Annotated in this window: 10 protein-coding genes and 2 pseudogenes; 7 read left to right on the top strand and 5 right to left on the bottom strand. The window is 46.3% G+C overall.

Going from position 1 to position 13,296, the window contains the following annotated elements; all coding sequences use genetic code 11:
* The first annotated feature begins 49 nt into the window (after positions 1 to 49).
* The 4 genes and pseudogenes from glpD (at position 50) to ACQE26_RS19010 (ending at position 4,473) form a co-directional block, all read left to right on the top strand.
* On the top strand, positions 50 to 1,717 hold the full coding sequence (gene glpD, locus ACQE26_RS19025) for a glycerol-3-phosphate dehydrogenase (RefSeq protein WP_016938407.1): 1,668 nt from the start codon (positions 50 to 52) through the stop codon (positions 1,715 to 1,717).
* A gap of 132 nt (positions 1,718 to 1,849) precedes the next feature.
* The gene (locus tag ACQE26_RS19020) at positions 1,850 to 3,592 is read left to right on the top strand and encodes a phospho-sugar mutase (RefSeq protein ID WP_438421500.1); all 1,743 of its coding nucleotides are present in this window, start codon (positions 1,850 to 1,852) and stop codon (positions 3,590 to 3,592) included.
* A 171-nt stretch (positions 3,593 to 3,763) separates the two neighbouring features.
* A pseudogene (locus tag ACQE26_RS19015) lies at positions 3,764 to 3,949 on the top strand (response regulator transcription factor); the annotation flags it as partial.
* Positions 3,950 to 4,473, top strand: a pseudogene (locus ACQE26_RS19010) (NADPH-dependent FMN reductase).
* A 13-nt stretch (positions 4,474 to 4,486) separates the two neighbouring features.
* Here ACQE26_RS19010 and ACQE26_RS19005 read toward each other — a convergent pair.
* Complete coding sequence (locus ACQE26_RS19005; RefSeq protein ID WP_016938402.1) at positions 4,487 to 4,729, bottom strand: YhdB family protein; 243 nt, start codon at positions 4,727 to 4,729, stop codon at positions 4,487 to 4,489.
* 190 nt (positions 4,730 to 4,919) lie between these two features.
* Between ACQE26_RS19005 and ACQE26_RS19000 the strand changes: the two genes are divergently transcribed.
* Positions 4,920 to 5,243: a DUF3889 domain-containing protein gene (locus ACQE26_RS19000; RefSeq protein WP_500470297.1), complete on the top strand. Its 324-nt coding sequence runs from the start codon at positions 4,920 to 4,922 to the stop codon at positions 5,241 to 5,243.
* 42 nt (positions 5,244 to 5,285) lie between these two features.
* Here ACQE26_RS19000 and lytF read toward each other — a convergent pair whose 3' ends face one another.
* The 3 genes from lytF to ACQE26_RS18985 form a co-directional block, all read right to left on the bottom strand.
* Positions 5,286 to 6,743 carry a peptidoglycan endopeptidase LytF gene (gene lytF, locus ACQE26_RS18995; protein WP_500470296.1) on the bottom strand — a complete coding sequence of 486 codons (1,458 nt, stop codon included), beginning with the start codon at positions 6,741 to 6,743 and terminating at the stop codon, positions 5,286 to 5,288.
* Positions 6,744 to 6,921: 178 nt separating this feature from the next.
* Positions 6,922 to 7,356 (bottom strand): nitric oxide-sensing transcriptional repressor NsrR, encoded by a 435-nt coding sequence (gene nsrR, locus ACQE26_RS18990; RefSeq protein WP_016938399.1) that lies wholly within the window; start codon positions 7,354 to 7,356, stop codon positions 6,922 to 6,924.
* A 133-nt stretch (positions 7,357 to 7,489) separates the two neighbouring features.
* On the bottom strand, positions 7,490 to 9,004 hold the full coding sequence (locus ACQE26_RS18985; protein WP_438421504.1) for a mechanosensitive ion channel: 1,515 nt from the start codon (positions 9,002 to 9,004) through the stop codon (positions 7,490 to 7,492).
* 175 nt (positions 9,005 to 9,179) lie between these two features.
* Here ACQE26_RS18985 and ACQE26_RS18980 point away from each other — a divergent pair, with 175 nt between their 5' ends.
* Positions 9,180 to 10,586, top strand: a complete 1,407-nt coding sequence (locus ACQE26_RS18980; protein ID WP_500470295.1) for a SpoVR family protein — start codon at positions 9,180 to 9,182, stop codon at positions 10,584 to 10,586.
* Between the two features lie 36 nt (positions 10,587 to 10,622).
* Here the strand turns inward: ACQE26_RS18980 and phoA are convergent, their stop codons facing one another.
* Entirely contained in the window at positions 10,623 to 12,002 is a 1,380-nt protein-coding gene (gene phoA, locus ACQE26_RS18975; RefSeq protein ID WP_500470294.1) for an alkaline phosphatase PhoA, read from the bottom strand.
* A gap of 460 nt (positions 12,003 to 12,462) precedes the next feature.
* Here phoA and ACQE26_RS18970 point away from each other — a divergent pair, with 460 nt between their 5' ends.
* The gene (locus ACQE26_RS18970; protein WP_438421507.1) at positions 12,463 to 13,287 is read left to right on the top strand and encodes a C40 family peptidase; all 825 of its coding nucleotides are present in this window, start codon (positions 12,463 to 12,465) and stop codon (positions 13,285 to 13,287) included.
* Positions 13,288 to 13,296: the final 9 nt, after the last annotated feature.

Genomic DNA, 13,296 nt, shown 5'->3' with positions numbered 1-13,296 from the left:
GGCTGTTGTGGTCTCTTTTTCTATACCGTGACAACAAGGAGGAAACGTAATGATGAATCACCAATTTTCGAGTTTGGAACGGGATCATATGCTGGAAGACATGACTAAAAAAACATACGATCTGTTTATTATAGGCGGAGGCATTACGGGTGCCGGTACGGCGCTTGACGCTGCTTCAAGGGGAATGAAAGTCGCTTTGAGCGAAATGCAGGATTTCGCGGCCGGCACATCAAGCCGATCCACAAAGCTTGTCCATGGCGGTTTGCGTTATCTGAAGCAATTCGAAGTCAAAATGGTGGCTGAAGTCGGTAAAGAACGTGCCATTGTATACGAAAACGGCCCGCACGTCACGACGCCGGAATGGATGCTGCTTCCGTTCCATAAAGGAGGCACATTCGGTTCATTCTCTACGTCCATCGGTCTGCGTGTATATGACTATTTAGCAGGGGTAAAAAAATCAGAGCGCAGAAGCATGCTGTCTGCAAAAGAAACGCTGCAAAAAGAACCGCTCGTCAAAAAAGACGGCTTAAAAGGCGGAGGCTACTATGTAGAGTACCGGACGGACGACGCGAGACTGACGATTGAAGTCATGAAAGAAGCCGTTAAGTTCGGTGCGGAGCCTGTCAACTATTCTAAAGTGAAAGAGCTGCTTTATGAAAAAGGAAAAGTCGTCGGCGTTTTAATTGAAGATCTGCTGTCAGGCAAGGAATACAAAGTTTACGCCAAAAAAATCGTCAATGCGACAGGTCCTTGGGTCGACGAGCTGAGAGAAAAAGACCACAGCAAAAGCGGAAAGCATCTCCAGCATACAAAAGGGGTCCATCTCGTATTCGACCAATCCGTATTCCCGCTTAAACAGGCTGTGTACTTTGACACGCCGGACGGACGGATGGTGTTCGCCATTCCGCGTGAAGGAAAAACATACGTGGGCACGACAGACACGGTTTATAAACAAAAGCTTGAGCATCCGCGCATGACGGTGCAGGATCGTGATTATGTCGTCAGTTCCATCAATTATATGTTCCCGGAACTGAATATTACGGCGGACGATATTGAATCAAGCTGGGCCGGCCTCAGACCGCTCATTCACGAAGAAGGAAAAGATCCGTCCGAGATCTCCCGTAAAGATGAAATCTGGACATCTCAATCTGGCTTGATCACAATCGCCGGAGGAAAACTGACGGGCTACCGTAAAATGGCTGAGCACATTGTCGATCTTGTCCGCGACCGCTTAAAAGAAGAGGGCGGCCAGGACTTCGGCGGCTGTAAGACGAAGACGATGCCGATTTCCGGCGGACATGTCGGCGGCTCTAAAAACTTCGAGTCATTTGTGGAAGCAAAGACAAAAGACGGATTGAAAATCGGTTTATCACAGGAAACAGCTAAACAGTTAGCCATCAGATACGGCTCTAACGTCGAAAATGTATTCAGCCGGATTGAAGGCCTGAAAGATGAAGCGGCAAAACGCCAGATTCCGGTTCACATTCTGGCGGAAGCGGCTTACAGCATTGAAGAAGAGATGGCTGCGACACCTGCTGATTTCTTCGTCCGCAGAACGGGCAGACTGTTCTTCGACATCAAATGGGTGCAAACGTATAAAACGGCTGTGATTGATTACATGAGCGACCGGTTCCAATGGGATGACGAAACGAAAGCGAAACATACCGAGTGGTTAAACACGCTGCTGCACGATGCGGTTGTTCCGCTCGAACAATAATAACCGGAGGGCTGTGCCGAAAAGGCATAAGCCCTTCTTTTTACATAAAGCACTGTGTTAAGTTATCAAGTGACACGGACAGCCGCTTCATATTAAAATATGGTCATAAGCTGAAATTATAGGAGGACGAACATGAGTTGGAGTAAGAGTTACGAACGCTGGAATCAGGCCGAACAATTAGATTCAGAATTGAAAAAATTATTGGCGGACGCAGAAGGAAACGAGCAGCTGCTGGAAGACTTTTTCTACAAAAATCTTGAGTTCGGAACAGGGGGCATGAGAGGAGAAATCGGGCCGGGCACAAACAGAATGAACATTTACACGGTCCGCAAAGCATCCGCCGGGCTTGCTGCGTATATTGCAAAACAAGGAGAAGAAGCGAAAAAAAGAGGCGTTGCGATCGCGTACGACTCCCGTCATAAATCTCCTGAGTTTGCGATGGAAGCAGCCAAAACCCTTGCTTCCCAAGGCATTCAAACATACGTATTTGATGAGCTCCGCCCGACGCCTGAGCTGTCTTTTGCGGTGAGAGAACTGAACGCTTATGCGGGTATCGTCGTGACGGCCAGCCATAACCCGCCTGAATATAACGGATATAAAGTGTACGGCGATGACGGGGCACAGCTGCCGCCGAAAGAAGCGGACATCGTCATTGCGGAAGTGAATGCGATTGAAAATGAATTAACGATTCAAGTTGAAGATGAACAGGCGCTGAAGGAAAAAGGTTTAATTAAGATCATCGGCGAAGAAATTGATACACCCTATACTGAAAAACTGACTTCCATCTCCGTCCATCCCGAGCTTTCGGAAGAAGTCGACGTGAGCGTCGTGTTCACTCCGCTGCACGGCACGGCGAATAAACCGGTACGCCGCGGTCTCGAAGCGCTAGGTTACAAAAACGTCACTGTCGTAAAGGAACAGGAGCTTCCGGATCCGGATTTTTCAACCGTCAAATCGCCAAATCCTGAAGAGCACGCGGCATTCGAATATGCCATTAAGCTGGGAGAAGAACAAAACGCCGATATTCTCGTCGCTACGGACCCGGATGCCGACCGTCTCGGCATTGCCGCAAAAAACAGTGACGGCAAGTATACGGTGCTGACGGGGAACCAGACAGGCGCGCTTTTATTGCACTACCTGCTTTCTGAAAAGAAAAAACAGGGCGTCCTTCCTGAGAACGGCGTCGTCATGAAAACGATTGTCACAAGTGAATTGGGCCGCGCCGTCGCTTCATCGTTCGGGTTAGATACGGTCGACACGCTGACAGGCTTCAAATTTATCGGTGAAAAGATCAAAGAATATGAAAAAACCGGACAATACACGTTCCAGTTCGGGTATGAAGAAAGCTACGGATACTTAATCGGCGATTTTGCGCGTGACAAAGATGCGATCCAAGCTGCGCTGTTAGCCGTCGAAGTATGCGCCTTTTATAAAAAGCAGGGCATGTCGCTTTATGACGCGCTGCTGTCCATTTTTAAAGAATACGGTTATTACCGTGAAGGCTTGAAGTCATTGACGTTAAAAGGAAAACAGGGAGCAGAGCAGATTTCCGCTATCCTGACGTCATTCCGAAACGATCCGCCGAAGCAGATGGCCGGAAAACAAATCACGCAGGCTGAAGACTATTCAACGGGAAAACGGACTGTATTTGCCGATCATCGTGAAGAAGATATTGATCTTCCGAAGTCAAATGTTCTGAAATATTTCCTTGAAGACGGCTCTTGGTTCTGCCTCCGTCCATCCGGAACGGAGCCGAAAGTCAAGTTCTATTTCGCAGTGAAGGGAACTTCTTTACAAGACAGCGAACAGCGTCTTGCCGCATTATCTGAAGCCGTCATGAAAACGGTGGATGCCATAGTGGAAAAAACGAAATAAACAAAAAACCGCCGGAAGCGATATCCGGCGGTTTTTTTACGCCTCATCCGAAAGTATGAGTAAAAATCATGCTGAAGCAAAGGCAAATACAGATTAGAATTGATATAATATGGATAATTCTGAAATGGCCGGAGTGAGGGAGTTTGACGAAAACGACGGTAGAAACCTTAAAAACATGTTCTTCAAGAAATAGCCAAAGGGAAAAGCAATAAGGAAATTGCCGCAGCTCTGTTTATTTCTGAAAAAACAGTGAAGACCCATGTGTCCAATCTGCTGTCAAAGCTGAATCTTTCAGACCGGACACAAGCGGCATTGTATGCCGTAAAATACAATGTTTCCGGAAAGGCGGTAAACTAAATGAGCATATTAGTGATCAGCGGCACGCCGAGAAAAAACGGGCGGACAAGAATTGCCGCTTCGTATATCAGAGACCGGTTTCAAACCGATTTTATTGACTTGAGCGAAAACGGACTGCCGCTTTATAACGGTGAGGAAGAACAGAACGACCTGCCCTCAGTGCAAGAGTTAAGGCGGCAGGTGAAAAAGTCGTCTGCCGTCGTCTTATTATCTCCCGAGTATCACAGCGGCATGAGCGGCGCTTTAAAAACGCCATTGATTTTTTAAGCAGTGACTGCTGGAGATACAAACCGGTGGCCATCATTGCAGCGGCGGGCGGAGGAAAAGGCGGCATGAACGCGCTGGCGAATATGCGGACTGTGATGAGGGGCGTCTATGCAAACGTCATCCCGAAACAGCTGGTCTTAGACCCGATTCACATCGACATGGAGCGCCGGACCGTATCTGAGGATATGGCGGTCAGCCTGACAGACATGATGGAAGAGCTGAATATGTTTACAAACACGGGAAATCCCGGCGCCTGACGCCGGGATTGTTTTATGTCAGCATGGCTAATTGATCTTCATACGCGAGCTCTGCCGCATGATCAATATACCTGAGAAGGGAATACAGCTCTTTTTCAAGCACCGCATAATCAAGTTCAAAATGATATGCATGGAGAAAGTGCTCAATACGCTTTGATAACAAATCATCTTTCGTACGCACCATCAAAATTAATAAATTGTCCCATTGAGACCGGTGTGTGTAATATAAGGCTTTATCATAATCGGCATGATCCATCTTACGCTTCCCCTTTCAATGAGAAGTTCTCCGTTAGTGTATGCCGCCGAAGCCCGGATGCAACGGGGGAAAAGTTGGTGTCCGTATAAATTGGGCATAGCAATATGAGGGAGACATAAAATAAAAACGCATATCCGTCTCTTCTTTGGACACGCTAAGATTGACAAAAACGACTCAGGAGAACATAAAGATGAAATTCCTTCCATTTGCGCTTGCCCTCTTGTTTTGCGGCATTCTCATTGCCTCAATCGCTGAAAAAGGGCATACAGAACACCTCGATCCATCAGCCGGAAAATGGGAGCAGCTCGCATGGAACCAGCTGGAACGTGAATACAAGGGGGCCGAGCTTACCGATTATTCGTACATGGGCCGGACGAAAGTAAACCGGGAACAGACGAAAGACGTGTTTCGCGTAACGGTGCAAACAAAAAAAGAGACGTTTTCCTCCCGTGCTGAAGTGTATTTTCACCCCGTGACTAAGCATGTGATCAGCATTAATATTTTCAGGCTGTAAAAAAAAGCTGCACAGCCTTTTCGGCTGTGCAGCTTGTCTGTATCAGAAGAATCGTTTCGCTCCGAGGTAGCGCTGTTTCCAATAGGAATTGTTCATGCTGGAAATGACGACACCCGAATCGTTGGCATTAATAAACTGTCCGTTTCCGAGATAAATGCCGACGTGAGAAGGTCCGGCTTTATAAGTTGAGAAAAAGACAAAGTCACCGACCGCCGGCTGGCTGACTGATGTCATCGTATTCCAGTAGCCTGCCGCTGAAAGTCTGGATACGGAAGTGACCTTATTAAGAACGTAATAAATAAAACCGCTGCAGTCAAAGCCTCTCGGCGTTGTCCCGCCCCATACATACGGTACACCCAGCTGAGCTTTTGCGGCATCGATCATCACATTAATCTTCGCGCTTGTTGAACCTGTGCCGCCTGTGCTGCCGGACTGGTTCGGTGTCGTGTTTGACTGCTGTCCTGTAATCGTCAGCTTCTGTCCGATTTGAAGAACATCTGTTTTCAAATTGTTTTTCTCGCGGATCTGCTGGGCGGTCACATTGAACTTTTGGGCGATCACCCATAAAGAATCCCCGCTTTTCACGGTATATGTAGTGGTTTTCCCTGTATCTCCGGACGGGTTCGGAGCTGACGGTGAAGACGAAGAACCGGAAGATGACGTTTTTGTCAGCTTCAGCACTTGTCCGACCCGCAGCATGTCTGACGTCAGTTTGTTGATGCTTCTGATTTGCTGAACCGTCATATTGTATGCGTTTGCGATCTTCCAGAGCGAGTCTCCGCTTTTTACTGTATAAGATGACGTTTGCGTCTGGTTTTGATTTTTGTTTGAATTGTTTTTTGACGGCTTGTTTCCCGAAGGAGACGTTCCTTTTATTTTCAGAACCTGGTTTACGTAGATCGTATCCGTTTTTAAGTTGTTTAATACTTTGAGTTCCGCAATGGTCATATTGACGCTGTTTGCGATCTTCCAGAGCGAATCGCCGAGTTTGACTTTATATGTCCCGGAAGATGAAGATGACTGATTTTTACTGCTGTTTGAGCTGCTGCCCGGCGCGGTTTTTGTCTTGTCGGTGCTTGAGGAAACGTTCCCCTTCACTTGCAGCTTCTGTCCGGCGCGGATTAAGTCGCTTGACAGGCCGTTCAGTTTTTTCAGTTCCTGTACGGACATTTTAAAATCAGACGCGATCAGCCACAGCGAGTCTCCGCTTTTCACCGTATACACACTTGTCGTCTTGCTGCTGTTCTTTGAAGATGGCGCCGGGCTGCCGGAATCTGATTTGCCGTTAGGGATGTTGAGCGTCTGCCCGATGGAAATAACGGTGGATTTTAAATGATTGGCTGATGAAATGGCATCCACGCTTGTATTGTAGGTTTGGGCAAGCTTCCATAATGAATCTCCGCTTTTGACCTTAATCGTTTGTGCTTCTGCCGGTGTTACAGCTAACGCAGACCCGACAATCGCAGATGCAGTCAAACCGACCGCTACCTTTTTTTTCATAGTGAATCTCCTTTTTCCTGCGATGATTTTACTATCCCCATTCGTTGCAGCCGCAAGGTGAGGATAACAGTAATGATAATCTTTATATCGGCACTTGTCTGCAATCATTTATCATATTAGTAGAAATAGTTCTTTTTTCTTATGCAGGCACAAAAAAAGAAGGAATGCGGGCATTCCTTCAGCTTCTGAGCAGTCTCATAATCTCCTCTTTATTTTTGACCAGGTCCCTTAACGTATATTTGTCTAAAACGGCCAGGTAAGCTTGCAGGGCTTCATTCAGCAAATTCTTTAAGTTGCAGGCGGGAGATATGATACAGAGATTTTTTTGGGAGTCAAAGCATTCTACGATGTTGAAGTCGTCTTCTGTATTTCGAACGACTTCTCCAATGTTAATGTCTTCCGGTTTCATTCCTAATCGGATTCCGCCTCCGCGGCCCCGGATCGTTTCCACATATCCGAGCTGTCCGAGACGGTAAATGACTTTCATGAGGTGGTTTTTAGAGATGGAATATGTGTCGGCGATTTCTTTTATGTTGGAAAGTTCTTCGGAATGTCTGGAAGCCAAAAAAATCAAAACGCGTAAAGAATAATCGGTATAGTTTGTTAATTTCATAGAATGACCTCGAAAAAAGAGATTTTGCTTCTGTTACAGTTTATCATATAGGATTTCAAAATGAAAAAAAAGGAATTTGCCCATCAATCTCAAAAAAAAACGTGCGCTCCTTCCGAGCACACGTTTTTTTTCGTTAAGACATCGGCGGTTTACGGTCGTCAGCCGATTGATGTTTTTCAATTTTGCGGTCCAATTTCGCGAGATAACGGGAAGCAAATTCTTTTCCGCCAAGACCGAATGAAAGTCCGAAGGCAAGCGCGAAACCGCCCAGGATCAGAATAAATGCGGCATTTACGATCGTGTCGGCGACACCGAGCTGATCCAGCGCCATAAAGATTGAGAGCGTGATAATCGTATATTTCGCAAGAGGCGCCAGGAATCTGAATTCTTTCCCGCTCAGCATGCCGACAAGCAGTCTGCTGACAAGCTGTCCGGCCAAAAGCCCGATTCCGAGAATAAATACAGCGGCCAGAACATTAGGCAGGTAAGCGATAATCCCGGTCGCGATGACGACGAGAAATTCGAGATGAACCAGCTGCAGCGCCTCTGCCGTAAAGAGCAGGACGATGATGATCTGCGCAATCATGCCGACAGTTTGAGAAAGCGTAAGCTTCGGACGATCCGCCTGTTCAAAGCCCATTTTTCCGAGAAGAGAGTCAAAGCCGGCCCGGTGCAGCAGCCCTGATACAATACTGTTTACCCATTTTCCGATCCAGATGCCGGCGATAATCAGTACAATACCGATGATGATATTAGGAAGCATTGTAAAGACCGTGTTCAGCATGGCTGAGGCGGGATCAGAAATGCCCGCAATATCAAGCCGGTCAAGCGCAGAAATGACCACCGGAATGAAAATCAGCACGTAGACAATCGTTCCGATGATTGCCGACAGGCTTGTATCCTTCAAGTAAATAGAAAGCCCCATACGTGCGGCAAGTCTTTCCGTGCCGATACTCGCCAGAAAGTTTGTGACGATATCACGGACGAGACGGGCAACAAGCCAGCCGATTAAGACAATCAGCGCCGCGGCGAATAATTTCGGTATAAAGGATAACACGCTTTGGATCATATGTGTAAACGGTTCTGATACTCCGCTGATTTGAAGAGCGGACAAGACACCGGGCAGGAACAAGAGCAAGACGAAATAAAAAACGATTCGTGAAGCGGCCGTAACGGACTTGCTCATCTCCGCCTCTTCAGAAACCATGGTCCATTTTCTGATCCAGCCGTTTTCAGCCAGTTTCATGCCCGCTTTTTTGACGAGATAGCTGAAAAGCGAAGCAGCCGCCCATCCCAAGAGCAGAATCAAACCGGCTTTTAAAATGCTCGGCACAGCCGCCGTTATCGCCGACAGCATGCTGACAAAAGGCGAAGCCACGGTTGTCAGATGCAGAATGTTAAAGAATAGAATAAAAACGATAATTAATGCGATAAAATAAATGACTTTACTGATGACTTTTTCCGAGGAATAGCGCGCCGGCTTTTTTTCGGCGAACAGCCTGTCGTCGATTTTTGTTTTTTGCAGGCCTTTGTATACGGCTTTTTCAATGATTTTCGCAATGCCCCAGCCGATAAGCAGGACGAGCAGTGCAATGATCAGATTCGGCAGTTTGCTGAGATACGTAGTAAGCATGTCTGCTGTGTTCAAGTAGAATCGCTCCTTTTTCTTTTTTTTATGGGGTATGGTGTGTGTTTTACCCACTTACATATAAAGCAAACGGGACGGATGTGCCGAAAGTTTTCAGACGGAAACCCGCCTGTTATTTCATCTTTTGAGAGGAGGGGTCATACATTATAAATAAGTCCAAGTAGGGGGGATTCGGTTGAACGCGGAGGAGACAAAAGGTTTACAGCGGGCAATTGAGGAAATAACCGACATTGCGAAGGGATTCGGCCTTGATTTCTACCCGATGAGATACGAAATTTGCCCGGCTGAAATTATTTATACATTCGGCGCGTACGGCATGCCGACGAGATTCAGCCACTGGAGTTTCGGCAAACAATTTCACAAGATGAAACTCCATTATGATCTCGGTTTGAGCAAAATTTATGAACTTGTCATTAATTCCAACCCTTGCTACGCTTTTTTGCTGGACAGCAATTCGCTGATCCAAAATAAATTAATTGTAGCCCATGTCCTGGCCCATTGTGATTTTTTCAAAAATAACTGCCGCTTTCAAAATACGAACCGGGACATGGTCGAGAGTATGGCGGCTGCGGCGGAGCGGATTAAGCATTATGAAAGAATTCACGGAATTAAAGAGGTGGAGTCCTTTTTAGATGCCATTCTGGCGGTTCAGGAGCATATTGATCCGTCGCTCGTCAGGCCGAAGCTGCAGTGGAGCGTCGATGACGAAGAGGAGGACGAAGAGGAAACCGCGTCATCGCCTTACGATGATTTATGGGAAATGGATAGGCCGAAGCCGGTTAAAAAGAAAAAAAGGAAAAAACCGTTTCCGCCCCGGCCGGAAAAAGACATTCTGCTGTTTATCGAGGAGCATTCCCGGGAGCTTGAACCGTGGCAGCGAGATATTTTAACCATGATGAGAGAAGAAATGCTGTATTTCTGGCCGCAGCTGGAAACAAAAATCATGAACGAAGGCTGGGCATCCTATTGGCATCAGCGGATTATCCGCGAGCTTGATTTGACTTCAGATGAAGCCATCGAATTTGCGAAGCTGAACGCAGGCGTCGTTCAGCCGTCAAAAACGGGAATCAACCCGTATTATTTAGGGCTGAAAATTTTTGAAGACATTGAAGAGCGCTACGACAATCCGACAGAAGAAATGAAAAAAACAGGGGTAAAGCCCGGTTCCGGCCGTGAAAAAATGTTTGAGGTCAGGGAAATTGAATCAGATATTTCTTTTATCCGCAATTATTTGACGAAAGATCTCGTGCTGCGCGAGGATCTGTATTTATTCCAAAAGCAGGGCAGGGACTATAAAGTGATCGACAAGGAATGGAAGGCCGTCCGCGATCAGCTCGTGAACATGCGGGTAAACGGCGGGTTTCCTTATCTGACCGTCAATGATGGGGATTATCTGAAGAATAATGAGCTTTATATTAAGCATTGGTATGAGGGAATTGAGCTTGATCTGAAATATTTGGAGAAGGTGCTGCCGTACTTGTACCAGCTGTGGGGCAGGAGCGTGCATATCGAATCAGTTCTTGAAGATAAGGAAGTGATGTTCTCGTATGACGGCAAAGGAGTGCACCGGAGATATCTGTAAAGAAAAAAGGATGCAGGGAAACCCCGCATCCTTTTTTTATTTGCCGTTTTTTAGAATGTGAAAGATCTTTTTCGCCTGATCCGTGTTGTTTAAAAGTCCTGTAAACGATTCCTTGCCCGGGCCGTATGCGTAAACCGGAACTTCTTCGCCGGTATGATCGCCGGTTGTCCAGCCGCTGTTGGTTTTCGCATTAAAGAGCTTAATGATCGCTTTGTAGGCGCCCTTGTCCTTATCCTGCTTTGCCGCCGTTTCGATCTGGTTGATTTCGGCTTTTGAGCATTTCAGGCCGGTATAACGCGCAAGTACGGAAGATACGGATTTGCCCGCTTTGATTTGGTCAGCCATAAATGCCGGTGTTTTTTTCGCGGCAAGAATCGGTTCAACATGCCAGTTTTTATCGTTATTCGCGCCGATCGTCAATCCGCCGGTCGTATGATCAGCAGTGGCAATGACAAGCGTATGTTTGTCATTTTTGGCAAATGCGATTGCTGCTTTATACGCTTTTTCAAAATCCTTCATTTCGCTCATTGCGCCGACGATATCATTATCATGTCCGGCCCAGTCAATTTGGCTGCCTTCGACCATTAAGAAAAACCCTTTTTTATTCTTATTCAGTCTGTCGATCGCCGCTGTTGTCATGTCTTCTAATGAAGGCACGTCGTTTGAGCGGTCGATTGCTTTGTCGAGTCCGCCATCGGCAAACAGGCCGAGAACGTTTTTATTGCGGTCCTTTTTAAGCTCCTGTTTTGATGTCACGTAGCTGTATCCCGCTTTTTTGAAATCCTTCGTTATATTGCGGTCTTTACGGATAAAGTTTGATTTGCCGCCGCCGAGGAGTACATCCACTTTCTGCTTCCCGTTGATGCGGTCATCAAAGTAGCTGCTTGCGATTTCATCCATATTTTTTCTTGATTTGTTATGCGCACCGAAAGCCGCAGGGGTGGCGTGGGCAATCTCTGAAGTTGCGACAAGTCCGGTGGATTTGCCTCTTTGTTTCGCTTCTTCGAGGACAGATTTTACCCGCTTTCCTTTTTTATCGACTCCGATCGCCGCGTTATACGTTTTCACGCCGGTGGCCATTGCCGTGCCGGCTGCCGCGGAATCGGTGATAGTGGAATCAGGATCATTAGGATAAGTCATCATCATGCCGGTGAGATTGGGGTCAAATGCCGTCAGTTTCATGCCGTCTGAAGGCTTTCCTTTGTTAATGACCGAACGGTAGGCGTTCATGTAAGGCGCTCCCATTCCGTCTCCGACCATGAAGATGACGTTTCTGATCTCATTTTTGTCAGGCTGTTTTTTTGCCGCAGCCTGTTCGGAGTGCTGAAATCCCGCACCCGCAATCAAACCGGCTGTCAGCACGGATACGGCTGCCGCCGGCAGAAGTTTTGACCGAACCTGTTTAAATAGACTCATTCTCAAATCGTCCTCCTTTAATCGTGTTCTGCATGTCTAATGGTAGGGGATGTTTGTAAAGAACGCCTTTCCCTCCTGTAAATTTCAGGTGAAACATTGTTAGAAATGTAAATTCCCAAGTAAGGTTATGTTTTCAAGAAAAAGTGAAAATCATTCACTTTTTCAAAAAAGATGAGGGTTTTTTTAACAAGGGGTAATATGGAAAATAAATTTCTTTATTTTCCAAAACACGAGGATCACAGGAAAAAAACATGACAAAAAGACTCTTTTTTCGTCACGTTTGAAATCAAATTGAAATATTTAATACCCTTAAAAACTTTTTTCAAAAACGAATTAGTAAGAAATTTGTCACGGGAAGTCAAGTCTATTTCTAGTGGAAATTGAACCTTATAATAGGAAACAGATAAAAACTTTAAAAAAGAGACTTATAAAATAGATAGAATCATTCAGGGAGGAAAAAATGAAAAAGCAACTTGTTACAGCAACGACGGCAGTGGTTTTAGGGACGACTTTGTTTGCGGGTGCGGCATCTGCGCAAACAATTAAGGTAAAAAAAGGCGATACATTATGGGGACTTTCAAATCGGTACGGAACGTCAATTAATTCCATTAAATCTGAGAACAAATTAAAATCGGATATCATTTACATCGGCCAGACGCTTTCGATCAATGGTAAATCATCTTCAGGTTCAAATTCGGGCAGCAAGTCATCATCGTCTACATATAAAGTCGTAAAAGGCGACAGCCTTTGGAAAATTGCGAATAAATATAAAATGACTGTAAACCAATTGAAAAGTTTAAACGGTTTAAAAACGGACATGATCCGCATCGGGCAAGTGCTTAAAGTAAAAGGATCAACTTCCGGTTCAACGTCTTCAGGTTCTTCGTCATCAAAGCAGCCTTCATCCAGCCATAATGCTGCACAGACGAGCCTGAATGTAAACAAGCTGATTTCTGATGCACAATCTTTAATCGGCACGCCGTATGTATGGGGCGGAACAACGACTTCCGGCTTTGACTGCAGCGGATTTATCTGGTACCTTCTGAACAAACAGACGAGTGTCGGAAGAACAAGCACTGCGGGTTACTGGAGCTCAATGAAGAGCGTGTCCAGCCCGTCTAAAGGCGACTTCGTCTTCTTTACAACCTATCAGGCCGGCCCTTCACATATGGGTGTGTACATCGGAAACAACAAGTTCATCCATGCCGGTTCTGACGGCGTCGCAACAAGTGACCTGAATAACAGCTACTGGAAGCCGCGCTACCTGGGTGCGAAAAGATTCTAGCAGCCAGAG

The sequence above is a fragment of the Bacillus sp. 5RYD7K genome (assembly GCF_059831465.1).
This window is presented reverse-complemented; position numbering and strand designations above follow the sequence as displayed.

What these genes read in the sequence shown, in the direction of transcription:
- glpD (WP_016938407.1), top strand. Translation starts at nt 50, where the DNA reads ATGATGAATCACCAATTTTCGAGTTTGGAACGGGATCATATGCTGGAA.
- ACQE26_RS19020 (WP_438421500.1), top strand. Translation starts at nt 1,850, where the DNA reads ATGAGTTGGAGTAAGAGTTACGAACGCTGGAATCAGGCCGAACAATTA.
- ACQE26_RS19005 (WP_016938402.1), bottom strand. Translation starts at nt 4,729, where the DNA reads ATGGATCATGCCGATTATGATAAAGCCTTATATTACACACACCGGTCT.
- ACQE26_RS19000 (WP_500470297.1), top strand. Translation starts at nt 4,920, where the DNA reads ATGAAATTCCTTCCATTTGCGCTTGCCCTCTTGTTTTGCGGCATTCTC.
- lytF (WP_500470296.1), bottom strand. Translation starts at nt 6,743, where the DNA reads ATGAAAAAAAAGGTAGCGGTCGGTTTGACTGCATCTGCGATTGTCGGG.
- nsrR (WP_016938399.1), bottom strand. Translation starts at nt 7,356, where the DNA reads ATGAAATTAACAAACTATACCGATTATTCTTTACGCGTTTTGATTTTT.
- phoA (WP_500470294.1), bottom strand. Translation starts at nt 12,002, where the DNA reads ATGAGTCTATTTAAACAGGTTCGGTCAAAACTTCTGCCGGCGGCAGCC.
- ACQE26_RS18970 (WP_438421507.1), top strand. Translation starts at nt 12,463, where the DNA reads ATGAAAAAGCAACTTGTTACAGCAACGACGGCAGTGGTTTTAGGGACG.